This window comes from Sphingomonas arenae (genome assembly GCF_016924655.1).
Lineage (GTDB): Bacteria > Pseudomonadota > Alphaproteobacteria > Sphingomonadales > Sphingomonadaceae > Sphingomicrobium > Sphingomicrobium arenae.
The window spans coordinates 1,119,612-1,144,787 of sequence record NZ_JAFFJU010000001.1; the positions used below are offsets into that span (position 1 = coordinate 1,119,612).

General features: G+C 66.2%; 22 protein-coding genes. 11 read left to right on the forward strand and 11 right to left on the reverse strand.

What is annotated here, in order from left to right; genetic code table 11:
- Positions 1–28 precede the first annotated feature (28 nt).
- Positions 29–1,612: a hypothetical protein gene (locus tag JT720_RS05665; RefSeq protein ID WP_205479956.1), complete on the forward strand. Its 1,584-nt coding sequence runs from the start codon at positions 29–31 to the stop codon at positions 1,610–1,612.
- Here the strand turns inward: JT720_RS05665 and JT720_RS05670 are convergent.
- The 10 genes from JT720_RS05670 to JT720_RS05715 form a co-directional block, all read right to left on the reverse strand.
- On the reverse strand, positions 1,563–2,579 hold the full coding sequence (locus tag JT720_RS05670) for a glycosyltransferase (protein WP_205479957.1): 1,017 nt from the start codon (positions 2,577–2,579) through the stop codon (positions 1,563–1,565). The genes JT720_RS05665 and JT720_RS05670 overlap by 50 nt on opposite strands.
- Positions 2,579–3,511 (reverse strand): NAD-dependent epimerase/dehydratase family protein, encoded by a 933-nt coding sequence (locus JT720_RS05675; protein ID WP_205479959.1) that lies wholly within the window; start codon positions 3,509–3,511, stop codon positions 2,579–2,581. The genes JT720_RS05670 and JT720_RS05675 overlap by 1 nt, the downstream gene beginning before the upstream one ends.
- 13 nt (positions 3,512–3,524) lie before the next feature.
- A complete protein-coding gene (locus tag JT720_RS05680) occupies positions 3,525–4,760 on the reverse strand; it encodes a DegT/DnrJ/EryC1/StrS family aminotransferase (RefSeq protein ID WP_205479961.1) in 1,236 nt (411 codons plus the stop codon).
- On the reverse strand, positions 4,751–5,884 hold the full coding sequence (gene rfbG, locus JT720_RS05685) for a CDP-glucose 4,6-dehydratase (protein ID WP_205479963.1): 1,134 nt from the start codon (positions 5,882–5,884) through the stop codon (positions 4,751–4,753). Before rfbG ends, JT720_RS05680 begins: the two co-directional genes overlap by 10 nt.
- Entirely contained in the window at positions 5,877–6,704 is an 828-nt protein-coding gene (rfbF, locus tag JT720_RS05690; protein ID WP_205479965.1) for a glucose-1-phosphate cytidylyltransferase, read from the reverse strand. The genes rfbG and rfbF overlap by 8 nt, the downstream gene beginning before the upstream one ends.
- A 107-nt stretch (positions 6,705–6,811) precedes the next feature.
- Entirely contained in the window at positions 6,812–8,017 is a 1,206-nt protein-coding gene (locus JT720_RS05695) for an outer membrane beta-barrel protein (protein ID WP_205479967.1), read from the reverse strand.
- A 14-nt stretch (positions 8,018–8,031) separates the two neighbouring features.
- Entirely contained in the window at positions 8,032–8,607 is a 576-nt protein-coding gene (locus JT720_RS05700; protein WP_205479968.1) for a polysaccharide biosynthesis/export family protein, read from the reverse strand.
- A 50-nt stretch (positions 8,608–8,657) separates the two neighbouring features.
- Complete coding sequence (locus JT720_RS05705) at positions 8,658–9,500, reverse strand: sulfotransferase family protein (protein WP_205479969.1); 843 nt, start codon at positions 9,498–9,500, stop codon at positions 8,658–8,660.
- Positions 9,497–10,747: a DegT/DnrJ/EryC1/StrS family aminotransferase gene (locus JT720_RS05710; RefSeq protein ID WP_237219660.1), complete on the reverse strand. Its 1,251-nt coding sequence runs from the start codon at positions 10,745–10,747 to the stop codon at positions 9,497–9,499. Before JT720_RS05710 ends, JT720_RS05705 begins: the two co-directional genes overlap by 4 nt.
- Complete coding sequence (locus JT720_RS05715) at positions 10,744–12,870, reverse strand: polysaccharide biosynthesis protein (protein WP_205479970.1); 2,127 nt, start codon at positions 12,868–12,870, stop codon at positions 10,744–10,746. The genes JT720_RS05710 and JT720_RS05715 overlap by 4 nt, the downstream gene beginning before the upstream one ends.
- 398 nt (positions 12,871–13,268) lie before the next feature.
- Here JT720_RS05715 and JT720_RS05720 point away from each other — a divergent pair, with 398 nt between their 5' ends.
- The 7 genes from JT720_RS05720 (at position 13,269) to JT720_RS05750 (ending at position 20,273) form a co-directional block, all read left to right on the forward strand.
- A complete protein-coding gene (locus JT720_RS05720) occupies positions 13,269–14,030 on the forward strand; it encodes a LuxR C-terminal-related transcriptional regulator (RefSeq protein WP_205479971.1) in 762 nt (253 codons plus the stop codon).
- A 148-nt stretch (positions 14,031–14,178) separates the two neighbouring features.
- Positions 14,179–15,495: an O-antigen ligase family protein gene (locus JT720_RS05725; RefSeq protein WP_205479972.1), complete on the forward strand. Its 1,317-nt coding sequence runs from the start codon at positions 14,179–14,181 to the stop codon at positions 15,493–15,495.
- 57 nt (positions 15,496–15,552) lie between these two features.
- Positions 15,553–16,881: a lipopolysaccharide biosynthesis protein gene (locus JT720_RS05730; RefSeq protein ID WP_205504672.1), complete on the forward strand. Its 1,329-nt coding sequence runs from the start codon at positions 15,553–15,555 to the stop codon at positions 16,879–16,881.
- 55 nt (positions 16,882–16,936) lie between these two features.
- Positions 16,937–18,112 carry a glycosyltransferase gene (locus JT720_RS05735; protein WP_205479975.1) on the forward strand — a complete coding sequence of 392 codons (1,176 nt, stop codon included), beginning with the start codon at positions 16,937–16,939 and terminating at the stop codon, positions 18,110–18,112.
- Positions 18,113–18,114: 2 nt separating this feature from the next.
- Positions 18,115–18,687 carry a sugar transferase gene (locus tag JT720_RS05740; RefSeq protein WP_205479977.1) on the forward strand — a complete coding sequence of 191 codons (573 nt, stop codon included), beginning with the start codon at positions 18,115–18,117 and terminating at the stop codon, positions 18,685–18,687.
- On the forward strand, positions 18,684–19,367 hold the full coding sequence (locus JT720_RS05745) for a PIG-L deacetylase family protein (protein ID WP_336511944.1): 684 nt from the start codon (positions 18,684–18,686) through the stop codon (positions 19,365–19,367). Before JT720_RS05740 ends, JT720_RS05745 begins: the two co-directional genes overlap by 4 nt.
- 168 nt (positions 19,368–19,535) lie before the next feature.
- Positions 19,536–20,273, forward strand: coding sequence for a LuxR C-terminal-related transcriptional regulator (locus JT720_RS05750; RefSeq protein ID WP_205479979.1), 738 nt, complete (start codon positions 19,536–19,538; stop codon positions 20,271–20,273).
- Between the two features lie 141 nt (positions 20,274–20,414).
- Here the strand turns inward: JT720_RS05750 and JT720_RS05755 are convergent, their stop codons facing one another.
- On the reverse strand, positions 20,415–22,700 hold the full coding sequence (locus JT720_RS05755) for a GumC family protein (protein WP_205479981.1): 2,286 nt from the start codon (positions 22,698–22,700) through the stop codon (positions 20,415–20,417).
- A gap of 301 nt (positions 22,701–23,001) precedes the next feature.
- Between JT720_RS05755 and JT720_RS05760 the strand changes: the two genes are divergently transcribed.
- The 3 genes from JT720_RS05760 to JT720_RS05770 all read left to right on the forward strand — a co-directional run bounded on the left by JT720_RS05760 (position 23,002) and on the right by JT720_RS05770 (position 25,175).
- Positions 23,002–23,238, forward strand: coding sequence for a DUF6894 family protein (locus JT720_RS05760; protein ID WP_205479983.1), 237 nt, complete (start codon positions 23,002–23,004; stop codon positions 23,236–23,238).
- Between the two features lie 132 nt (positions 23,239–23,370).
- Positions 23,371–24,267, forward strand: coding sequence for a methionyl-tRNA formyltransferase (locus tag JT720_RS05765; protein ID WP_205479985.1), 897 nt, complete (start codon positions 23,371–23,373; stop codon positions 24,265–24,267).
- 101 nt (positions 24,268–24,368) lie between these two features.
- Positions 24,369–25,175 carry an endonuclease/exonuclease/phosphatase family protein gene (locus tag JT720_RS05770; RefSeq protein ID WP_336511945.1) on the forward strand — a complete coding sequence of 269 codons (807 nt, stop codon included), beginning with the start codon at positions 24,369–24,371 and terminating at the stop codon, positions 25,173–25,175.
- Position 25,176 lies beyond the last annotated feature (1 nt).

Below are 25,176 nucleotides of genomic sequence, written 5' to 3' on the forward strand. Positions count from 1 at the left end.
GAACCTGCTTGGTGAGGCTGGAGTCGGCATGAGCCGACCGGCGCGCGTCCTGCTGGTGGGTCTTGCAGGACTGCTGCTCCTGGGGCTCGTCGGGCGGATCCTGACTTACCCGCTGCAGGCCGACGAGCAATTCTACCTGCCGCCGGCCCTGCTGCTGGACCGGTACGAGCTGTATCGCGATCTCGGCTTTACTCACCTGCCCAACCTTCCGCTGCTGCTCGCTGCCTTGGTGCAGATCACAGGCTCGGCGGACGTCCTGATGATCGGTCGCCTGGTGGTTCTCGCGTCGTGGGCGGCCGTGCTGGCCATCCTGTACCGGACAGGGCGGGCAGAGGGAGCCGGCCTGCTCGCGATCGCGGCGGCGACGGGCTTCGTGCTCCTCGACACCAACCTCTTGGGGGAGGCGGGAATCGCCGCGACCAACAACTTCGTGCCCGTCCCCTTCGCCGTCGGCGGGGTGGCCTGCTTCCTTGCCGCGACCCGGCATAAGACACGCGCTCCGCTGCTTGCGGCGTCGAGCGGGCTGCTGCTCGCGCTCGCGGCTGGGTTCAAGGCGAACTATGCCCCCTTCATCGTGCCGGTGGCGCTGGCGGCCATGATTGTTCCACCGGAATGGAGCCTGCGAGACCGCCTCGTGCGCCTTGCCGCCCCGATGCTCGTTGGAGGGGTGCTGGGAGGTCTGCCGACGCTTCTGTATCTGGCAGCCGACCCAGCGGGCGTCCTCGCCAGCGTGTTCCATGCCCACCGCGGACCGCAGGTCGCCTACTGGCTCGCCAATCCGGATCCAGCGGACCCCAAGGTCATGGGAATGGCCGGCAAGCTGATCCTCGCGCGGGAGCTCTGGCTCGGCGGATCAGCCCTGCTGATGCTGCTGGCCACGGCCGTTCTCCTGCTGCTGATCAAGGAGCAGGAAGGCGGCTGGCGGCAGGCCGTGCGCAGAGCCGGCTGGAAGAGTGGTCTCATGGCCGTCCTGATCGGAACCGCGGCGATCGTGTCCTTCCTGCCCACACCGGCTTTTCCGCAATATTATGTCCTGCCGCTGCCCTTCGGAGCATTGCTGCTCCTGGTTCTGCACGGTCGCCTCGCGCCTCCGCAACGCGTGCAGGCGAGGCCGGTGCTGGCTGCTGCACTGGCACTGGCGGTCGTGAACGGCGCTCCATCCTTGTTGCCATCCGCAGCCGGTATCGTTCAGCCAAGCCAGTGGGCCAGCAGCAAGCTGCGCAATGACGGTCGACAGCTTGCCGATGTCATGCAGGCGGCGGGCGCGGCTGGACGGGTGGCAACGCTGGAGCCGCTGACGCCGCTAGTCGTCAGGAACAATATCTATCCGGAGCTCGCGCTGGGGCCGTTTGTCTATCGCGCCGCCGATTGGATCGAGCCGAAACATCGGCGCCAGTATCGCCATATTGCGTCGCCCACGACGATCGGTGCGGTCCTTGGAGCGAGACCGCCGGCAGCGGTCCTGGTCGGCGGACAAGGCAAGCTCGATGATGCCCTGGCGGATTTCGCCCGTCGGAACGGCTACCTGCCGCAGGAGATCTCGGTCCGGAGCGGCGGAAAGGTCAGAACGCGGACTCTTTATCTTCCACCCGCGTCGGCACGGGGCCGGTGACGGGCTCGTCCGCTTTCGGCTGAGCGCCGCGATTATCGATCTCGACCTGCACGATCGGTCGCGCCCGGGCCTTCAGCTGCAGGAAGATGCGGCCGAGATATTCGCCGATGATACCCAGGAACAAGCCGTTGAGGGTAATTCCGAGCAGCAGCAGGACGGTGGTCGTCGCGAAGCCGGCGGGCCAGTTCTGGCCGAACAGCATTCGGCCGACCAGATAACCGACGATCAGAACGACGGTGGTCAGTCCGACAAGCATTCCCACCAGCGACGCGATGCGGAGCGGCACCAGCGAGTGGTTGAGGATGCCGTCCAGCGCCAGAGCCATCATCTTCGTGAGCGGAAACTTGCTGGTGCCGGCGATGCGGGCCTGCCGGTCATATTCGAAGCCGACCTGGGAGAACCCCATGCTGCTGACGAGACCGCGAACGTAAGGCGTCGCATCCTGTACCCGGCGCAGCTCGGCAAGGAGCCTGGCATCCACCAGCCGGAACTCGCCGGCGTCGACCGGCAGGTCATCCTCGCTCATCGCGTTGGCCAGACGGTAGAACCCGCGACGCACGGTGGACAACAGCGGGCCGTCCGGGAGCGAGCGGCGAATGCCGTAGACAACCTCGTGACCTTCGCGCCAGAGCTCGAGCATCTGCGGGATCAACGAAGGAGGATCTTGCAGATCGCAATCGAGCTGGATGGCGCAGTCGCCCCGCGCCGCCTGGTAAGCAGCGAGCACCGAACGCTGGTAGCCCTCGTTTCTGGCAAAGCGGATAACCCGGACGCGTGGGTCCTTGAGCGCGATTGACGCGAGAAGATCGAATGTCCCGTCCGTCGAGTGGTTGTCCGTGAAGATGATCTCGTAATCATAGTCGGGTAGCGTTCCGAATACGTCCCGGATTGCCGCATGCGCACGAGTGACGTTCGCTTCCTCGTTGAAGCAGGGCACGAGCACCGACACGAGTTTGGCTCGGACCATCAAGTGCTCCGTTCGGTGAGTGACTGAACGACGCGCTCGATCCCGTCCGCCAACGCAATGCGGGCCTCGAACCCGAGCAGTTCGCGGGCCTTCGTCGTGGAGCACCAGAGGACCGACGGATCGGGATCCTCGGGGCCAAAGGTCAGCAACGCGGGATCCGCCTTGGTGACGCTTACGACCATCTCCGCCAGGCGCCGGTTCGAAACCGCCACCCCGCTGCACAGGTTGACGATTGAGCCGGCAGAGACGGACGAGTTCGCAAGCGCCATGAGACCCCGAGCAACATCGTCCACGTGGATCATGTCGCGCCGACTCGACGGCTCCCGGACATGGAACGGCTGCCGTGCCAGACAATGCCGGATGAGGTCCGACACCAGGAAACCGGGCTTCTGGTCGGGTCCGTAAGTCAAGGCGAGCCGGGCGGTTGCCGTGCGGAACGGCAGGTTCCGCGCGGCCAGGCGGAAATAGTGAGTTGCCGCCAGCAGGGCGGTGCCATGCAATGTCTCGGGCTCCTCGTGATCGTCTTCCCGGGAGGGTGTCGACGTCCGGCCGTATTCGGCAAGGGAGCCCGTCCGAATGAAGGCTTCGAGCTCCGGTCGGTACCGGCGAGCGACCCCGAGAACTGTGGTGAAATTGCGGAGGTCGTCCATCCACGCCGGATCGAACGGGTCCTGGCTGCCGCCGATCTTCTGGGGCGTGCTCGTTGCGAGATGATAGACAAGGGTCGGGCGGGCCGAGGCGAACAAATCCTCGACTTGTTCGACGTCGCCGAGATCGGTGGGGCGAAACAACGCGCCAGCGAGGAAGTCGGACGAGGGCCGCTTCCAGCTGGACCGGACCGCACAGGTGACTTCGTGCCCGGCGCGAAGGTGGCGAGCGGCCAGGTGGGATCCCACGAAGCCGGCACCGCCGAGGATCAGGGCGCGGACCACGACGGCCGGCGCTTCAGGCCACCAGGGCCGGAGCGCGCACGGTCGGTGGCCGGCTGCGGGCGGTCACCTCGTCGGCGAAGGCGCTGAAGCTCGCATGGATGTGCTCCATCTGCTCATCCGTCAGGCCATGATGGCAGGCGAGCAGCATGCCGCCGCGCATCACCTGGTCAGCGACGGGGTAGCCGGCCGGACTTATGCGTGCCTCGACGCCGACCATGGCGGGCTGGCGCAGGATGTTGCCGGTGAAGACCACGCGCGTCTGGATCTCGCGCTCTTCCAGGTAAATCTGCAGCTCGCGCCGGGTGAACGGGGCCTCGTCGCGGATAGTGAGCGGCAGGGCGAGCCAGCCCGTCTCGGCCCCGGGCAATTGCTCGGGCAGGATGAACCAGTCTTCGTAAGCGGCGAAGAAGGCGCGGTGCTGATCGAACCGGCGCTGCCGGGCGGCGACATTGCGTTCCAGCTTCGCCAGCTGCACCAGCCCGAAAGCGGCGCCCATCTCGGACGGTTCGATATTGTAGCCGAGTTCCTCGAACACGAACTTGGCATCATAATCGATGCCGTCGAGCGTGACGTTGAAGCGGCGCTCGATCGACTCGGAGTCGGCGAACAGTGAGGAAGACCGCCCCCAGGAGCGCAGCAGCAATGCACGCCTGGCCAGCGCCTCGTCGTTGACGCACAGCATGCCGCCATTGCCCGCGCAGTTGATGACGTGCGAGCCATAGAAGCTTGTCGTGCTGATGTCGGAGCGCTCCCCGGTGCTGCGGCCGCGCAAAGTCGCGCCGAGCGTGTCGGCGCTGTCCTCGACCACCTTGAGACCGTGTCGGTCGGCGATCTGGCGCAGGCAGTCCCAGTCGGGAAGGTTGCCGATGAGCGACGGGATCATCATCGCTTGCGTCCGCGGCCCGATCATCGCCTCGATCGCGTCCTCGTCGATGTTGTAGGTGCCCGGACGGACATCGACGAACGCCGGGACGAGGCCGTTCTTCACGATCGGCGCGACGGTGGTCGCAAAGGTCAGAACGGGAGTGATGACCTCGCTTCCGCGCTCCAGGCCGAGCAACTCCATCGCCAGATAGTTGGCCGACGAGCCGCTGTTGACCATGATGCCGTGGCGCTTGGCGAAGCGCTCCGCCACTCGGCGCTCCATCTCGCGCACGCGCACCCCCATCTGGGTGGAGGAGCGCAGCACGTCGACGACCGCGGCGATCTCTTCCTCGCCATGCACGGTCTGGCCGTAGTTCACACGCATGCTGCTGCCCCTTTCATGACTTGCTCTCGCCGGGCGCTCCGATCGACGTAGCGCTCGATCTGCGCCTCGCTGAGCGCCCGCATGTCCTCGTCACCGCACGCAAAGGCGCGGTACCATTCGACGGTAAGTTCCACCGCCTCCTCGATCGAGAGCGCCGGCTTCCAGCCGAGCCCATCCCTCGACTTGCTGCTGTCGAGGCGAAGCACGGGCTTCTCGGGTGGATCGGAGCGCTCCGGTGCGAACACCACCTGCGGCTCGCCCGGGCCCCAAGCGGCGCGGATCAGTCCCGACAAGGCCCCGACAGTGATCATGCCGTCGCGGCCTGGGCCGAAATTCCACGCGCCCTCCACGGAGCGCTCATGCTCCAGCAGCCGGGCGGCCACCTGGAGATAGCCCGACACCGGTTCGAGCACGTGCTGCCACGGCCGAATTGCGCGTGGATAACGGATTCGGACAGGCTCGCCGGTCAATGCGCCGCGCACGAGGTCGGGGACGATCCGGTCCCGGGCCCAATCGCCCCCGCCGAACACATTGCCGGCTCGCACCGTGGCGAGCAAAGGGCTGCCCTCTGCCCGGAAGAAGGACTGACGCCACGCCGCCGCGACGATCTCCGTGCAGGCCTTGGAGGCGCTGTACGGGTCGTCGCCGCCGAGCGGATCGGTCTCCCGATAATCCCGGCCGCGACTCGTGTTGCGGTAGCACTTGTCGCTGGTGACCACGACGACCCCACGGCAGGAAGGCATCCGGCGGACGGCTTCGAGCACGTTTGCGGTGCCCATGACGTTGGTGGCAAGCGTGTCGAGCGGCGCGTCAAACGATGATCGGACGATTGCCTGCGCGGCCATGTGGATGACCAGCTCGGGATCGAACTCGCGCACCGCCGCCGCCAGTGCCGCGGGATCGCGGATGTCGGCAATCCGGTGCTGCACCAGTTCGGCGATCCGCACGGTTTCGAAGAAACTGGTGGACTCGGCGGGGAGGGACACGCCCCGGACTTCGGCACCGAGCTGGTTCAGCCACAAGGTGAGCCAGCCTCCCTTGAAACCAGTGTGGCCGGTCAGCAGGATGCGACGGCCGGCGAAGACTCGCAGGAGCTCAGCGGAGGTCAGGACCCGCTCAGGCACTGAGCGCCAGCTCACGCGCAGGCGGGGCAGGCGGTGCCGCTGCGGGCGCGCTGCCGAAGTCCATCCAGGGCATCTTGCCGGGCACGCTGAGCGCGCTCAGGTGATCGCGGTCGCGCACCGTATCCATCGGGTGCCAGAAGCCCTTGTGCTTGAAGGCGAACAGCTCGCCGTCCTGGGCCAGCCGCGTCAAAGGTGCCTGCTCCAGCGGCTCCTCGTCACCGGTGAGATAGTCGAGCACGCCGGGCTCGAAGACGAAGAAGCCCCCGTTGATCCAGGTCTCGTGCTTCTGGACCTTCTCGGTGAACTCGACCACCTGGTCGCCTGCGAGTTCGAGGTTGCCGAAGCGGGCGGGCGGCTGGACGGCGGTGACCGTGGCCAGCCGGCCATGGCTGCGATGCAGGTTCAGCAGAGCCTGGAGGTCGATGTTCCCGACCCCGTCGGAATAGGTGACCATGAAGGTCTCGTCGCCGATCCAGTCCTTCAGTCGCTTCAGGCGCCCACCGGTCATGGTGTGCTCGCCCGTGTCCACTACCGACACGTTCCAGTTCATCTTGCGCGATGGGCGAAGCGCCACGACGCCGTCGTCGACGGCGATGGTGAAGTCATTGTGGAGGAAGTGAAGGTCGTGGAAGAACTTCTTCATCAGCATGCACTTGTAGCCGCAGGCGATGATGAAGTCGGTGAAGCCCCAGTGGGCGTAGATGTCCATGACGTGGAGGATGATCGGCTTGCCGCCGACCTCAACCATCGGCTTGGGGACCCGGACCGTCTCCTCCGCCAAGCGGGAGCCCAGTCCACCTGCCAACAGGACCACCTTCATCGTGCCCTCCAGTCCTTGGGGACGCTCAGGGAAGGATACGAGAGGGCCGCTCCCCTTTCACATGCCAAGGGGGATTAGCACGGCCCCAAAGGGGTAGGTGGAGCCGATTAGTACTGGAAGCGCAGCTCCAGGCCGATGCTTCTGCGGTGCGAGTCGTCCGCGGGGTCGGTGCCGTCGCGGTTGGCGAGACGCCCCTGCAGAGCGACGGCCATGCGCCGGTTGAGGAGGTACTCGACTTCCGCGATCCCGCCGAATGTCCGCTCGCGCTGCCCGTTCCCGATGAACCGGGTTCGACGATAGATCACGCCCGCCTGGAGCCTCAGGTTGTGGCGGGCCTCCTGCTGGATGCCGAACGCCACCCGCGTGTCGGTGCGGGACTGGGCACCCGTGCGCACTGTCGCCACATCACCATGGAAGGCATCGAGCGTGAATGCCGTGCGCTCTCGCGGCTGGTAGATCAGACTTGCGCTCGCCGAGACGCCGGTGCGGGAGTTGAGGGTGGGGTCGTCAGGGTTGAACCGGAACAGGCCGATGGCCGCTTCCCCCCGAATCAGTCCGCCCGGATCGATGATGAAGCCGCCTCGGGCGCCGATCGTCCGCGAGTCTCGGTTCACTCCGGACACGTCCTGCCGAAGGTCGAAGTCGCGGGTGGTGACGAAGCCATCCACGAAGACGGTCGCCGTGCCGCTGGCGCGCACGCCGAAGCGCGCCTGCGCCGACCACTGACGCGAGTCCCGTTCCCGGTCCGACTTCCGCACCGCATCGGTCCGCTGCATGCCCAGCCGCGCCGAAAGAAGGGTACGGCCCGCCTGCCGTCGATAACCGAGATTGCCGCTGAAAAGATTGTACTTGCGCGGGCTAACCGCCGGGTCGGTTAAGGACTCGGGCTCGCCGCGGTCCTCGACAGCGCGATTGGCGCGCAGGCCGAAGCTGAAGGTGTCGGCCTGTGACAAGCGCCAGGCCCCGTCAAGGTCGGCCAAAGCGGCAACGCTGTTTTCCGTCTGGTTGTCGGCATGGCGCCGGACGGTAGCCTGCGCCCGCGTCGCCAACCGGAGGCGCTGCTGATCGATCACGAAGGTTGCACGCGGGACCAAGGTGAAGCGGAAATCATCGATCTCGTTGTCGGGAAGGGAGTAGAGATTGTCGATATACTCACCCCTGGCGTCCAGTCCGAGGCCCAGGGTTCCGGCTCCGATCCGTATTGGGGTCGGCGCGAACTCCTGCGGCGCCTCGATCAGCGGCGCGGCGCGGTCGAGTTCCTGTGCTTCGGCGGGCACGGCGGCCAGCGCTGCCGCCGCACCGATCAAGGTCACTGCGCGATGACGCTTCAGAACCACCGTTCGAGGACCCGCACGGTGTCGCCCGGCTGAATCGGGGTGGTCTCGGCCGCCGCGTTGGTGACCGCCTGCCCATTGACCTGGCGAATGATCGCCACCTTCTTCTGGTTCGCGCGGAACGTGTAGCCGCCAGCCAGCGACACCGCGTTGATCACGGTCATGTTCGGCCGGTACGGATACTCGCCCGGATTGCGCACCTCACCCAGGATGTAGATCGGCCGCATGCGCACGGGCTGGATGCTGACGGTCGGCGACACCAGGATTTGCCGCTGGACCAGCAGCGTCGCCAGCTCGCTCTCCGCCTGGGAGACAGTGCGGCCCGAAACAGGGATCGCGCCGGCGAGCGGCAGCGTGATCTCGCCCCGGTCGTTGACCATGAAGGTCGAATTGCTGAGCTCCGTCGTCAGGCCGGGGATCACCACTCGCAGCTCGTCACCGGCCGCGAGCCGATACTGACCCGCGCCCTCCGTTGAAAGGGGCTGCACGCCCGACAGCGAATTGCTGCACCCGGCAAGCGCGGCACCCAGCACCAGGATCCCGAAGAACTGGAGAAGTCGCCTGATCATGTATGCCTCCCTGCACAGGCGGGTTGATGATGCTTCATCCCCAGCCCCCGTCAAGCCGCCACTCGGCGGAGTTCAAGCCAATGGCCGAGATCCCGGCCGATCAGCGACTGGAGTTGCTCCACGTCGCGCGCATAATAATCCGCCAGCCACGCCCGGGTGTCGGGCCGTAGCGGGGGGTAATCCACTTGCTTGGCGAAGAGCCCGCGAATTCGCTCGAAGCCCGCTGTGCCGCGCAGGGGTTGAGCCAGCGGCTTCAGCGGCGCCAACAGCTGGCGCATTCCGAGCGGTAGCAACTGCGCCGCGCCGTCGTTGACGGGGCGGGTCCCCACCCGTTCCGAGTAGCGCGGCTCCGCCCCGATATGGCGGCAAACACCCGTGACCGCCTCCTCGGCGTTCTCTCGGACATCCTCGTACAAGAGCACGTGCAGCTGATCGGCCGGAAAATGCTCCAGCCAGCGGTGCAGATGGCGTCCATAAAGGCCGCCCTCCAGGAACCGCGGCTGTTCGCTGCCGTGCCTCAGATACTCTTCCGGGCGGCCGCGGATCGTGCCTCTCCGGAACAGCATCTTGTAGTCGGAATAGGCGCGCTCCACAGGGTTGCGCAGCTGAACCACCAGTCGCGCCGACGGGAGAAGCGCGGCAACCCGCGCGGGAGCGTCACGATGCGCGAAATAGTCGGCGGACTTTTCCCCGACCAGCTGCCCGGGAGCCGCGGGAGCGAAGAGGCTTCGATAATGGTCGAGGCCGCGGTCAAACTCCGTGCTGAAGAAATGCGGCTCCGGATTGGGCATGAAGATGTCCGGGTGATCCTGAAGCTGCACGTTGATCCACGTCGTCGCGGCCTTGACCGCGCCGATGACCAGGAACGAGGGCAGGCCGCAGGTCAAGGTCATGCGAGCTTCCCGAGTGCGGCGAGCAGCGCATCCGCCATGAACGCCATTTCCGCTTCGCCAAGCCGGTGATCCACAGGGAGCATGATGCTCCTCTCACCTACGTTTGCGGCGACGCTCAGCGGCTGGGCCGGAGGGCCGAACGCCTCACGCACGGCCAACTCCCGCGACATGTCGGGACACGAGCCTGCGCCTGCCGGAATGCCACGCCGGTTGAGCTCCGAAAGCAGGAGGTCGCGCAGCCTCGCCCGCTCGTTCGGCCAACCCTCGACCATCAGGTAATATTTGTAGAACGCATGCTCCACATCGGCGGGAACGGCCGGCAGCAGAAGAGCCGGATGGCCAGCGAGCCTGGCGGTCAGCGCCGCGGCGTTGCGCCGCCGTGCCTCCAGCCAGTGGGGCAGCTTGCGCAGCTGAACGCGCCCAAGCACCGCCTGCATCTCGGTCATGCGCAAGTTGCTGCCGAAGCTGTCGTGCAGGTAACGGTAGGCGTGGCCGATACTGGGTTGCCCGACCTTCGCGGGGTCCTTGCCATGATCCTTAAACGCCCACGCCCGCGCCCAATGATCGGCATCCTTGAGCAGCAACATACCCCCTTCGCCGCCGGTCGACATGATCTTGTCGGTGCAGAAGGAGAAGGCCGCCGCGTCACCGAAAGAGCCCACGGTCTTGCCACGATAGCGGGCGCCGTGAGCCTGGGCACAATCCTCGATCAGCCACAGTCCATGGCGTCTGGTCAGGGCATCGAGTTCGTCCAGCGCGCACGGCCATCCGGCCAGGTGGACGGCGATGATCGCGCGCGTTCTCGCGGTGACCAGTCGTCGTGCGCTCTGGGGATCGATGGTGTGGGTGTTCGGGTCGATGTCCGCGAATACGGGTCGAGCTCCCACGGCCACAACGGCTGACGTGGTGGCAAAAAAGGAGCGGGCGGGCACGATGACTTCGTCGCCACTGCCGATCTCGAGCGCCCGCAACGCCAGCTCGAGCGCAGCGGTGCCGTTGGTCAGCGAAATGGCGAACGGCGCCCCGCAGTAGCTTGCGAATTCCTGTTCGAACGCTCGGCATTGCTCACCGTGCACGAGCGAGTTCACTCGCCCGCCGGCGAGGACGGCGACCACCGCATCGATTTCGTCCTGCTCATGCTGCGGCCAGCGGAGGTGCGGAGGTGGAAAACCCCGAACTTCGGCTTCACCCTGCTCGGCCGAATGCTGAAGCCTTCGGGGCCAATCGACGAACATCGCTCCGGTCATTGCAGCGCTGCCGGTCGTGGGCCGCCCCGCGCGGACCCGAAGATATCCGGCCCGGCCGAATCGCGAGCGGCAAACACCGTCAGCCGCTCTTCATCTTCCGCCTCGATCTCCTGCAGGGTGGCGGCCCAGAGTGGATGGCCGGGCGCGCGGATGAGGTGATGCACCAAGTCCCGGATGCTTTCGTCCTGACCTTCGGCGATCATCCGCTCCAGTGTCTCGAAGCCCGCGACCAGCCGCTCCAGCGGAACCGGCGCGGGCTTGGCCTCGATCACGCCGGGGATGGTCGAGCGGAGCCGGGTCTCCGACGTATCGAACAACTCCTCGAACAGCTTTTCGCCGGGCCTCAGGCCGATGTACTTGATGGGCACGTCCTGTTCCGGGCGGAGGCCGGCGAGACGGATCATCCTGCGGGCGATGTCCACGATCTTGATCGGGTCTCCCATGTCGAGAACGAAGATGGTTCCACGATGGACCCGGGTCTCGAGCGCGCGGGCGCAGCTCTGCAGGATCAGCTGAACCGCCTCCCCCACCGTCATGAAATAGCGCTCCATGTCCGGATGGGTGACGGTGAGCGGCTTCCCGGCAGCAAGCTGCTGTTCGAACAACGGGATCAGCGAACCGCTCGAGCCAAGGACATTGCCGAAGCGGACGGTCATGAACCGCGGGCTGTGCGGGTCGCACTGGCCGATCAGGTCCAGCGCCTGGCAGTAGAGCTCCCCGAGCCGCTTGGTCGCCCCCATCAGCCCGACCGGGTTCACCGCTTTGTCCGTCGAGATCTGGATCATGGCGAGCGCGCCGAACTCGCAGACGGCGTCGGCCACGTTCCGCGTCCCGAGCACGTTGGTATGCACCCCGGCCTGCGGATTCACTTCCACCATGGGGACGTGCTTGAGCGCGGCCGCATGGAAGACGATGTCGGGCTGGTGCCGCTCGAAGACCCGTCGGACGGCCGCACGGTCGCGCACGCAGCAGAGTTCGCCGTGGCACAGGATGTCGGGACAATGCTCCCGGACATGGAGGTCGATGGCGTACAGGTTGTATTCGCAGTGATCGAGCAGGATCAGCTCTGACGGGCCGAACGTGGCGAGTTGCCGGATCAGTTCGCTGCCGATCGTTCCACCCGCGCCCGTGACGAGTACCCGGCGCCGGCGGATGAGCCGCTCAACCATGTCGCGCTGGAGGGTGACCTCGGGGCGTTCCAGCAGGTTGGACAATGCAGCGCCGAGGGAGCGTTCCCGCCGATGCGGATGCTGCCCCCGCGTCACTGCGATGTCGCACTGGCCGGCCAATGCGAGAAGCTGGGTGAAGACCGGCTGGTCGAGGTCCTCGTCCTCGACGATGATGCTCGCTGGGCGCGTGCCGCGCCGCGACAGCGCGGAGGCGACGGCGGGAAGATCGAGGGGTGCTCCGAGCACGGGAATGCCGGCAACCTGGAGTCCGATGGCGCGCCGGTCACTCGTCAGTGCGGCGACGACTCGGACGCGGCAATTGCGGTCCGACTTGACCAACTCACCCATGGACTTGATCCATTCGAGTGAGCCCAGGAGCAGGATGTTCTGCCGGGGCAGGCTGAGGAGATCCGGTGCCCGGATCCGGGCATAGTCGGCGATCGACCGCCGCAGGGCTCGCATCCCGAGCATCGCCAGCAGCAGCAGGTTCGCGTGCGTCCCCACGAACAGCAACAGGCCCAGCCAGTTGCTGCGCAATTGTGGGTAGAGCAGAAGGCAGGCAGCCCACGCGCTCGCCAAGCTCATCCCGAGAGCGGCGGACAAGGCCAGGCAATCCTGGAAGGAAATGCACCGCCAGCTGCGCCAGTTCAGCCCGATCACGCCGAGACCGATGATCGTGGCAACGGTGAACAGGGCGATTGCGCCCTCCTGTTCCGCGAAGACATGCGCAACCGGGCCCCGGATCAAGGCCATTGCGAACAGGAGAGTCACCAGCGCCGCCGCGCCGTCGAGAAGGGTCACGACCACGAACCGCGCGCTCGGAGCGACCCGGGCGGGGGTCATCAACGTTTCATCGAGGTTGCTGATCGATACCGAGGCCAGCCAGGAGCGAACATGCTTTCGCAAGGAGGAGCCATGCTCCGTGGAAGCGGACGCAGCCCGGTCAGCATCCATGCGTGTTGCCTCCACTTAACCGCAGCGCCAGCGGGCTCTGTGTGCTTGTGACCGACCACCGGGTGCGTGCTCGGCACATGGCTCTTCGCCTTCTGGAACGATGTTGGAGGCTAACAGAGGATGGTGACCGAACCACCGGGCCAGAGTGGTATAACTCTTTTTCGTGCCGCCCTATTCCCTTGGTCGGGGTGACAGCGCGTTCGCGCAGAGCAGTCCCGAAACCAGACAGAAAACTTCGGAATTCCGCCAACGATCGCACGTTTCTGGAAGGGATTACATGGACTCCGGGTTTACTTTCTGTTAATCATTCTAGAATCGCAAAAGCTAACCTCGGTTAGTTTCTGACGTTTCGCTCAATGCCTAAGATGTTGGAGTGAGCGTAACAGCGGGGGGTGCCAATGCCGTTGCAGATCGATGTGGCTCTGGTCGGGCGAAACACGATTGTTCGCGAAGGCCTGCAGCGCATCCTGTCCGAGAACGACTTTTCAGTTCGCTGGTCGGCAGCGAGAACGGTCGACCTTCCTGATATCCGACGTGACGATCCGTGGCTGCTCCTGTTGTTTGCGGACAGCGACGACGCGGCGGGGGACGGGGACTCCATTCACGAACTGCACCGCCGCTTTCCGAGCGCGCGTATCGTCCTGCTCGCCAGCGAGTTCGACTTCGCCCAGGTTCGCACCGCCTTCAAGGCCGGTGTTTGCGGGTGCCTGGTGGATGAAATCGCGTGCGACCGCCTACTCGGCTTGCTGCACCTCGTTGCTCTCGGCGAAAAGGTGTTCCCGTCGCAGCTCGCGGACGAACTGGTCGATCATGCCGCGGCCTCCCACCCGATGGCCACGGCACCGACCATCAACTCCGCCAACCTGTCCTGTCGCGAGGTGGAAATCCTGCGCTGCCTCATCATGGGTCTGCCGAACAAGGTCATCTCCCGCCGCCTGTCGATCAGCGAGGCGACGGTGAAGGTCCATGTGAAGGCGGTACTCCGCAAGTTGCAGGTGATGAACCGCACCCAGGCCGCCATCTGGGCGACCAGTCGCGGCCTGCGGGGACTGGATAACGACGAACCGTTGCCGCCCAGTGCGATGCATGCCGCGCTGGCAGCCACGTCGGGTCTCGACCATGGCAACTCGCCGGCCCGGGAGCCGCTCCCGACCGCGTGAAGGTCCACCCTGCGGCCGGGCGCTCTGTCCCGCCCGCTCGAGTGCTCCTTGTGCGCCATTCGCGGCAATTATGAGCAGTGGACGCTGACCGGCGCGGCGCGGCATTCATTGTTCCCGCCACTCGGGAGCATGGGAAAGTCCAGTCGCGATGCAGCCACGCGCGCACTCCGTGTCCGCCACCTGTCCGAACCCTTCGCCAGCGGGAGCGATCGCCCCGGCCAGTCCGCTCGAACGCCTGGAGTTCCTGTGTGCCCAGGCGGCGGTGTTCCTTGCACCCTACCTGATCCTTCGAACACCTGGCGCCTACCTCACCGTCAGCGACATGCTGATGATGCTGGTATTCTTCTTCCGGCTCTGCACGGGACGCCTGTCCCGTCCCTTTGGCGACTTCACCTGGCTATGGATCGCGGGAGCGGCGCTCCTGATCGGCGGGCTCATGCTGGGCACGGTCGTGAACGGCGACATGAACCGCGGACTGGAGGTCTTCGGTCAGTACGGATTCGCACTGATCCTCGTCCCGCTGGCGCTGCTCGGCCGTCCGGTCGACCAGGTGGTGCAACTCATGCGCTGCGCGATCTGGGGCATGGCCATCATGTGCGCCCTGGGGATCGCCATCTTCCTCACCGGCTACCGGTCGGATGGATCGCAGGTCGAGTTCGTCACCGGGAACGGCCGGCTGGCGGGCTTCGTCGAAAATCCGAACGGCATGGCGGTTCTGGTCGTGCTCGCTTTCCCCTTGGTATGGTTCCTGCTCGCAAGTCGGCAGATCGGTCGACTGGCCGGGTTCGCCGCCATGGGCGTGCTGCTCGCCGGGCTCCTGCTGACAGCGTCCAACACCGGGCTGCTCGGGCTCGCCCTGGCCTTGCTGGTCTTCTTCGTGGGGCGTCGAAGCTTTCGGACCCTGGTGTCGGTGGCCGTGGTCGGTGGAGCCCTGTTCTTTATCGGCCAGCAATATATGCCGCTGACGTTTCAGCACCGCGTGCTGGGAGCGTTGACATCCGGAGACATCGATCAGGCCGGAACCTTCGCCTACCGCCGGGAGCTCGCGCGAGAAGCCTGGTCGAAGGTTGAAGACCATATCGTCATCGGTCTCGGCGCCGATCACTACCGGGTCGTGAGCGATCTTGGCCACATCGTTCACAACACCTACCTCCTCCTGCTCGCCGAGGGAGGAGCGCTGGCCCTGTTCGGCCTGCTGGCCCTGTTCGCCGCGGCACTCCTGACCGTGCTCACCTCGTCCATGCGTCCATTCGGCTCGCTGGTGACCCTGACCACCTTCACCGTTCTGGTCGTGTTTGCGAACCTGCTGAACGGCATTGCCCACGTCTATGGCCGCTGCTGGTGGATTTCGCTGCTGCTGGCGGTGGGGCCTGCCGTGGCCAAGGTTCCTCGGCCGGTGGCGATGATGCCCGTGCGGCTGCGGTCCCGCCCGCGAACTGCCCGGCCCCGAGCCGCGGTCGGCTGAGCGAAATCGGTCGTGTCGAGCGCGTTTCCGAGACCATCCCGAGCAGCCGTGCGGCGCATGATGAATGTCGGTCACGTGCTGACCGGCACCTTCGCCAACGCCGGGATCATGCTGGTGGCGGTCGCCTTCGCCGCCCGCTCGCTCGGACCGGAGGTGTTCGGCTCCATGGTCCTCGTCCTGGCGCTGGCCAGCACCGTGGAACGGCTGGTCCGGTTCGAATCCTGGCAGCCGCTCATCAAGTTCGTCGCCGACGAGGAGCCCCATGCGAGTCCGGTCCGGCTCGCCCGACTGTACGGCCTCGGGTTGATGCTGGACGTCACGACGGCGATTCTTGCCGCAGCGGTGACCGTCATTGCCGCGCTCGTGCTCCACAACCTGTTCGGATGGACCAGCATCTCCCCGGCAGCGGCCGCCATCTACGCAGTCGCCATGCTGTTCAACATCCTGGGAGCCCCGATCGCCGCGCTTCGGCTCGCCGGACGGTTCCGGACCGTGGCCTATGTCCAGTTGCCGGCAAACATCATTCGCGCGCTGCTTGCGGGCGCGTGCCTGCTGCTGGATGCCGGGCTGCTGTGGTTCATGCTGGCTTGGACGATCGCCGAGGTGGGCTACCGGGCAGCGGCCCTGTGGCTTGGGCTCAAGGCGTTGCAGGACCGCGGGATCCCCAATCCCCTCCATGTTCCCTTGCGCGGACTGCTCAAGGACTTCCCGGGCTTCATGTCCTTCGCCTGGTCGATCAATCTGTCGACCATGCTCCGCACGCTGACGGTCACCGCGGACGAACTGGTGGTTGGAGCCCTAATCGGGCCAGCCGCCGCCAGCATGTACAACTTGGCGAAACGCGCCGCCAAGTTCAGCCAGGAGATCGGCACGCAGATACAGACGGTGATCTATCCCGAGCTCGCCCGCATGTGGAGCGACAAGAACGCCCACCTATTCCGCACCACCGTGCTCAACACCCAGCTGGTGCTGACCGGGATCGGCGTGCTGATCGTTGTCACGGTTTGGGTGCTGGGGCATTGGGCCATCCGGCTGGGCCTCGGCGAGGCCTATCTCCCTGTCTATCCGCTGCTGGCGATCCAGGTGGTGGCCGTGCTGTTCACGCTGACGGTCGCGCCCGGCCGCTCGGCGATGCTGTCCATGGGTCGCCACCGCGCGCTGCTCGGCATCTCTGCCTTGGGGACATTGTTGTTCTATGCCATTTTGATCCCGGGGCTGCTGCTGCAGGGGCCGGCCGGAGCCTCCTTCGCTCATGTCGTGCTGACCTTCACGACCGCCATCCTGATCGATCGCCAGTGGCGACGTCATTATCGCAGGTCGCCTCCCGAGACCTTCGTTGGTCGGGTCCCGGAAGTATATCGTCCCGAAGTGCAGCCCTCCAAGTGACCTCATCGGCTAGGCTCACCTTCATCTCCGCCGCGCGGCAAATGGGTGGCACCTTGTGAAGATCGTGATCCTGTGCAGTCTCGCAAGCTCGCTGACCAACTTCCGCGGCCGGCTGATCGCGGACCTGGTCGCCGGAGGGCACGAGGTATTGGCCTGCGCTCCCGACGAAAATGAAGAGGTGATGACTGCGTTGTGCCGAATGGGCGTGCGGTTCCAACAGACCCGCATGTCCCGCGCCGGACTAAGCCCATTGGAGGACGCTCGCACTCTGGCGGGCTACGCCAGGCTGTTGATGCGGGAACGGCCCGACCTGGTGCTCGCCTATACCCAGAAGCCGATCATCTATGGCGGCCTCGCCGCGCGGCTGACCGGCAGTCCCTTCGTCGTTCTGATGAGTGGGCTCGGCTATGTCTTCAGCGCCGCCTGCGACCACCGGCCATGGCTGCGCCGCATCGTCGCGACCTTGTACCGGGAGGCGGTTCGCAAGGCCCGCACCATCTTCGTGTTCAACGGTGACGATCGGCGCTGCATGCTGGAGCATGCGATCATCGCGCCCACGATGCCTGTGGTCCAGATCCCGGGATCGGGCGTGGACCTGCAGCACTATGCCTACCGCGAACTGCCGGACGGCCCGCCGACATTCATCATGATCGGACGGCTGATGCGGGACAAGGGCGTTGCTGAGTTCGTCCGAGCCGCCGTCGCCGTGCGCCGAGAATTGCCGGACGCCAGGTTCCAGCTGCTCGGCAAGGTCGAGGACCGCAACCCGACGGGGATCAGCCCGGACGTCGTGCGCGGGTGGACGGAAGAAGGGATCGTCGAGCTGCTTCCCGAGACAACGGACGTGCGCCCGTATCTCACCGGTGCTCATGTTTTCGTGCTCCCCTCCTATTATCGCGAAGGTCTGCCGCGAACGCTCCTGGAGGCCCTCGCGACCGGGCGGCCGGTCATTACGACCGACATGCCGGGGTGCCGCGAACCCGTTGTTCCAGGCGAGAATGGCTGGCTGGTGCCTGCTCGCGACAGCGACGCGCTGGCCGATGCCATGGTCCGCTCGGTGAAATGCCCGCGGACTCTGCGCCAGATGAGCCGCAGGGCGCGGCAGCTCGCGGAGGAGCGGTTCGATGTTGCCGACGTCAACCGGATGCTGCTGAGCGCGATGGTCAACCATGGTGATCCTGTTCGGCCTGCCGCGGTGACGGGCAGGACCGTGCCTGCGGCCAGTCACTGATCATGCAGGCGCTGCCGACCCGGGTCGTTGGTGCGCTGCTGCTGCTCCTCTCGACCCCGCTGCTGGTGATGATCGCCGGACTGTTGATGCTGGTGCTGGGGCGGCCCATCCTTTTCCGGCAGGACCGTGCGGGCCTGCACGCGCGCCCATTCGAGATGATCAAGTTCCGAACCATGAGCCTGGAACGCGATCGGTCGGGCAAGCTGTTGCCGGACGACCAGCGGCTTTCGGCACTGGGCCGAGTGCTTCGCAGGAGCCGGCTGGACGAGCTGCCCGAACTCATCAACATCGCGCGGGGGGATATGGCGTTCGTGGGGCCACGGCCGCTGCTGCTCGACACGATCTCCGCCATGGGTGAGGGCGGGACGCTGCGGTGCACGGTGCGGCCCGGCCTGACCGGCTGGGCGCAAGTCAGCGGCAACACGCTGCTGAGCAATCGGGAGAAGCTCGCACTGGACCTGTGGTACGTGAGCCATCGCAGCTTGATGCTCGATCTCGAGATCCTGATCCGGACGCCCGCCGTTCTCCTGCTCGGTGAGCGGCGTCATTCCAAGCGCCTGGCGGACGTTCAGTGACCGACTTGTCGCGGATGCGCCGGGTTGTGGTCGTGGCGCCCCATCCGGATGACGAGGTGCTCGGATGCGGGGGGACGATCGCGCGCCTGGCGGACGAGGGAGTGGACGTCCACGTGGTCATCGTGACACGGGGGGAGCCGCCCGCGTTTGATGCCGCCTTCGTGGTCCAGGTGCGAAGGGAAGCGGCGGAGGCGCACCGGCGGCTTGGCGTCGGGCAGAGCCATTTCGTCGACCTGCCGGCGGCACGTCTCGACACGGTCGGCCAGGCAGAGGTGAATGCCCGACTGGCGGCGGTGCTCGACAAGATCGGGCCGGACACCCTGTTTCTCCCCTTCTTCGGGGACATTCATCGTGATCACCAGGTTGCCTTCACCGCGGCAATGGTGTGGGCCCGTCCCAGGAACGCGCAGGCGCCCTCGACGGTGCTGGCGTATGAAACATTGTCCGAGACAAACTGGTACGCTCCACCCGCGACTCCCGCCTTCATCCCGACCTTCTACGTCGATATCTCACCCTATCTGGACGCCAAGCTAGAGGCTTTCGGCTGCTATGAGTCGCAGGTGAAGCGCTTTCCCGACGAGCGCTCGCCCGAGGCGATCCGCGCGCTGGCGCAGAGTCGGGGCGCAACGGTGTATCGAGCCGCGGCCGAAGCGTTCGTCCATGTGCGCGGGGTGCTGTAGGCGACGCTGACCATCGCCTTGGTCGGCCTCTACCCACTGAGAGTTACTCCATGCGGGGGACAGACTCAATTTAACGCTATGTTAACATCCCATGAGAATCGGCGCGATCGTGATTTGCTCCGGTTCGGGGTCCCGGGGGGGAAAGGTAGCTTAACGAGCGGAGGCGTTATGGCGAATCCCGTCGGAGTCTTGTTGGTCGGTCGGAACGGCATCGTTCGCGAGGGACTTTCCCGAATTCTCTTGGACAACGGCTTCCAGGTCCTGCAGTCGGTCGGAAGCCTGCACGAGCTGAGCTACGCAGCCGGCGAAAACGTCGAGTTGATCGTGGTCGATCCAATCGCGTGGACGGCAGAAGGCGCCGAGATCGCCAGCACGAAGGCCTCGTTCCCCCAGGCGCGCATTATCGCGCTGATGGACAAGTTCGACTTCAACGGCGTCGTGGCTGCGCTGCGGGCTGGTGCCCATGGCCTATTGCTGACGGACATCAGCTGCGCCGGCCTCGTCCAGTCGCTTCAGCTGGCCACCAAGGGTGAGCGGATCCTGCCGTCGCAGCTGGCCGACATGTTGTCGTCCTTCGTGGCCGACGTACAGTGGCAGCCCGATGAGAGCGTTCAGCGCACCAATCTGTCCACTCGCGAAATCGAGATCCTGCGCTGCCTGATCATGGGGTGCCCAAACACGCTGATCGCCAAGCGGCTCGGGATCACGGAGGCCGCGGTCAAGGTCCATGTGAAGGCGGTGCTGCGCAAGATTCCGGTCAAGAACCGCACCCAGGCAGCGATCTGGGCGATCAAGCGCGGGATCACGGCACTGGATCTGCCGGACGTGAACTCGGCGGCCCCGGTCGCTCCGGCTGCCCCCGTCATTGCCGCCACGGCGGCGCAGCGGGCGCTCGAAGCCGCCTGACCGTTCGAACGGCGGGCCCTGCGGGGCGCGTGAGCACGCGGGTCGCTCGCACGCAATCAATCCCGCAGGGTCCGTCACCCATCACTGCGACTTGTCCTCGATGGCGGACCAGGGTTGCGCGCCGACGGTAAGCAGCCGCCCTCAGGCGTCCTGCTGCTGGTTCCTGCGCCAGAAGACGGCAAGCCGCTCCCGCAAGCTTGCCCGCTGCGGGACCGAGCCGGAATAATATTCAGCCGAGTCCATGTAGAACTGCACGGAGTCGCCGTAGCCCCGCCGCGCATGCTCGGCATAATCGACGCGGTTGAGCACCACGCCGTCGACCTGTTCCTGCAGGACCTGGAGCGTCGCCCGCACCTGTTCAACGGTGGTGCGGCCCCAGCGGACGACCATCAGCGTATGGTCCGCGGCCTCGATCAGCATCCGCGCGTCGCGGGTTGCGAGTGCGGCAGGCGCATTGATGACGATCAGGTCGAACTGCTGGTGCAGCTCGGCCAGCAGCCGGTTCACGCGCCGCAACCGCATCAGGGTCGATGGATTGCGCACGGGCTCGGCGGCGCTCAGCACCACCGGCTGGTGCACATCGCCGTCCGGGCCTTCCCCCACCAAAGTCGGGCTGGGTAGGAGCCGGGCGATGTCCGCGTTCCCGGACAGGTAGGCGACGATATCGTTCCCGCCCGCCTGTTCCTGCACGGAGCGCAGGATCGTTCCGACCGGGCGCCGCAGATCGAGGTCGACCACGACCGCACGGCGGCCGGACGCAGCGGCGGCCGCGGCCAGCGACAGCGCCACGGTGGACTTGCCGTCGCCCATGACCGGTGAGGTGATCAGCACCGTTTGCGTCCGTCCATGCCGGGCAAGATCCGCCACCTCCGCCGCAAGGCCTCGGCAGACCTCCGCATAGAGCGACTGCGGATCCTCGGTGACCGGGTTGTTCTCCGCCGATGGACGGCTTTCCTTGCCAAGGTCCGGGAGCATGGCAAAGGTCGGGAGACCGAAGTGGCGCGCAATCTGGTCCGCGTTCCAGAGCCGATTGTCCGTCAGCTCGATGGCGGCGATCAACAGGAGACCCAGCATCAGCGATCCGGCGAAGGCCGCGAAGGTGGCGCTCTTGGGACGCGGGCTGATCGGTTCGCCGGGCACCGCCGCCGGCGAGACCAAGGTCGAATGCACGCCTTCCGCATCGAGGCTGGACTGCACTTCCTGGCTCATCTTGGCGGTGGCCAGATAAGCCTCGCGAGCGGCAATCGCGCGCCGCTCAAGCGCGTTCAGCTCGACCATGTTGGCGGTGTTCGCATAAGCCTTGCTGATCATGTTCCGCAGCTGGCCCTGAAGCTGGCTGGAGCGAGCGCTTGCCGCCGCTGCCTCGCTTGACGCCATGCCCCGCTCCCGGGCCGCTTCGGCGGCAGTGCGCGCGTTGGCAGCCGCAATGACGTTGGCCTGCTCCTGCTGCATGGCCCTGCGGGTCTCGCCGATCTGCGCGTCCACGCTCTGCATCCGGGGGTGCTGCGGACCGTAGGTGACCGATAGATCGGAGCGCTCGCGGATGAGTTCGTCCAGGCGCCGCTGCTGCTGGTCGAGGAGTGGAGAGCTTGCGCCGGCCACCGACCGGTTGGATACGGCGGCGCTGACTCCGGCCGCCCGCGCGCCCTGTGCCGCGCGCATCGCCTGCGCGGAGGCGGCCTCGATGGAAATCTGATTGATCTGCGCCAGATCGGCTTCTCCGCCGGCGCCCACCAGCATCTGGTTGGCCCGGCGGAAGTCGGCCAGCGCCTGTTCGGCCTGGCGCGCCTCGTTGGCCAGCCGACTGCGCTGCTGCTCCAGGTCACGAACGACGCCGGTGCGGCGCTGGTCGCGATCTTCCGTGCGGAGCGCCGCGAGGCTTGCGGCATATTGGTTCGCAACATCGGCCGCGAGGTCGGCGGATGGCGAAGTCACTTCAATCTTGATGAAGTCGCCGTCGGATGCGGGCGTGATGTCCGCCATGGACATGAGCGTACCGGCGCTGCTGGCAAGGTGCTGCGGGGTCACCGGCTGTCCCGGCGGGAGGGGGCGTTTGGTGAAGCGCGGATCGCTGGGCAGGTTGAGGTCCTTCGCGACCCGCTCGGCCACCGAGCGCGACGCATAGAGGCCTGCTTCGTTCAGGACTCGTTCCCGGTTGCGGCCGGCCACCTCGGGCGTGCCCTTCTCGTCATTGAGTTCGACCTGAATCGTTGCGGTGGCCCGGTAGATGGGGGTGGCCGACCATTGTGAGAGAAGCACCGCGAGGACCGTCAGGCAGACGATCGCCCCGAGCAGCAGCTCGTACCGCCGGATCACGCTCCAGATCTGCCGCGCGCTGTAGGGGCCCCCCTGACCGGTGTAGATGGCCGGAACGACGGCCTGTTCGCCGTTTGCCGAGGGGCTGCCGATCGCCATATGCCTGGTCATGAAGCCGTCCTGCCGTTGCCGGCGCGCGGGTGCGCTGCCGCAAGAACGGCACTGTGCGAACCTGCTCCGCCCAGGGCAAAAGGTCTTCGGTCGCGAACACATGGATTCGGAGCTAACCCGTTCGTGCCACCTCCGGGGGAGACGCGCGCGCCACTGGCGGAACCGGCAGCGGAGAGTTAAGCGGAGAGGCTCGCGGGAGAGCGAAGGCCCATGCAGCGCATGCTCCGCGCCGGCTCGTCGGCAGAGCCACGATGCTCCCCGGCCAGTCATTTTGCATTAAATATCGGAAGCTTACGGTTCGATGATGGCGGCTCGGTACTTCTACGACCTTATCGAGGACGACAGCATCGTGCTGGACGACTCCGGCCTTGTTCTCGACTCGCCCGCGGAGGTGCAGTCGGAGGCGCGACGCTGCGCCCAGTGGATCGCCGCCGGCTACCATGATGGTCGCCGACCGCGGACGGCGCATGTCCGGGTGAGGGATGCATCGGGGACGGTTTGCCTGACCGTTCCGATCCAGACGCATCCGGCCGACTAGCTTCCAGGTGAACCGCATTCGGATCGCGCAAGCGCCGCCTCGACCGCAACGGCTGCTCCGGAAGCGTAATCCTGCCGCCCTTGCCCTGACGACCGCCGTCGCCTTAGTCTGTGTTGAAGATCGGGAGGGGCCATGCGCGCAATCGTGGTGGGTGCAGTCGAGGGGACCCGGGTCGCGCTTGAAGCAATTGCCTCGGCCCGGGACTGGGCCGTGGTCGGTCTCGTCACGCTTCCGCCGGAACTGGCTGGCCGCCACTCCGATTTCGTGGATGTGGCGCAGGCGGCTCCCCCCGGATGCGAGGTCATCCCCGCCCCGAACTGCAACGATCCCGCCGTGGTGGAGCAGGTCCGTGCCCTGCGGCCGGATTTGCTGTTCGTCATCGGATGGTCGCAGATCTGCCGGGAGCCGCTGCTCGGCGCAGCGCCGCTAGGGGCCGTGGGTTTCCACCCGGCGCCCTTGCCGCGCCTCCGAGGGCGCGCCGCCATCCCCTGGACGATCCTGCTGGGGGAACCGATCACCGCCGGTACATTGTTCTGGATCGACGAGGGGACGGACACCGGTCCGATCCTCGCACAACGCTTCTTCCATGTCGGCGGGGAGGAGACCGCGGCAAGCCTGTACGCGCGCCATATGGGAATATTGCGACACATGCTGAACGAGTCCCTGCCGGCCATCGCGAGCGGCTCCGCACCACGCGAGTCCCAGGACGAGCGCTTCGCGACCTGGGCCGCCAAACGGACGCAGGAGGACGGCCGGGTGGACTGGAACCAGCCTGCGAAAGCGATTGCGCGGCTGATCCGGGCGGTTGGCGTGCCCTATCCGGGAGCCTTCACGGGGGATGGGACGGAACGCACAATTCTCTGGGCCGCCGAAGCCTGGCCTGAGGGCCGCAGCCATGTTGCGGTGCCAGGACAGGTCGTCGCGCGCGCGGAGGGGTGGTTCTCGGTGATGTGCGGGGACGGCGAGGCGATCCGAGTTACCGCGTTCGACGGTGCTCCTCCGAAAATCCACTCGGTCCTGGGTCGATAGAGAAAGTGACGGCACGCCGCGAGTGCCTGCGCCTCCCGGTTGAACCTTGGTGGGCAAGCTGGCAGGGCCGCTGCTGAACGAATGCTCGCTTTCGCCCTTCAGTGGCCGACACTCTCACCGAGGCAGGTTCCCGTCCTTTGACTCCCCGCTCCATCACCGTCGCCAGCTACAACATGCGCAAGGCGATCGGGACGGACCGGCGGCGGGATCCGCTGCGCGTGCTCGATGTGCTTCGCGAAGTGAATGCCGATGTGGTCGCACTGCAGGAAGCGGACAAGCGCTTTGGGGGGCGCGGGTCGGCGGTGCCGCACGAGCTGATCGACGACCATGGCCTCTACCGTCCGGTGGCCCTCGGCGTGAGGAACCGACGAATGCTGGACGGCATGGCCCTTCGCCGCCGGGTCGACGAATTGTTGAAGGTCGATACGCGCAGCCTGGGCTGGCATGGCAATGCCATCCTCGTGAAGCCGCACGTGGGCATCCTCGACGTGGCGGCGCTCGAGCTGCCGACCTTGGAACCGCGGGGCGCGGTGATGGCCGAACTGCTGATCAACGACCGGCCGCTCCGCGTGATCGGCCTGCACCTCGACCTGTCCGGCCTGTGGCGCCGACGGCAGATGAAGGCCATCGTCGAAGCGGTCGGCAAGCGATCGCAGCAGATGCCGACCGTGCTGATGGGCGACACGAACGAGTGGCGATCCGCCGCCGGCTGCCTCAAGGATCTCGACGGCGCGTTCCGGATCGCCCCGACCGGACCCAGCTTCCATGCACGTCGTCCCGTCGCGCCGCTGGACCGGATCATGGTGGGTAAGGAACTGCGGATAGAAGCCGCGGGTGTGCACCACAGCGAAGCGGCCCGCCGGGCGAGCGATCATCTGCCGGTCTGGGCGCGTTTGGTTCTGGGGTAGG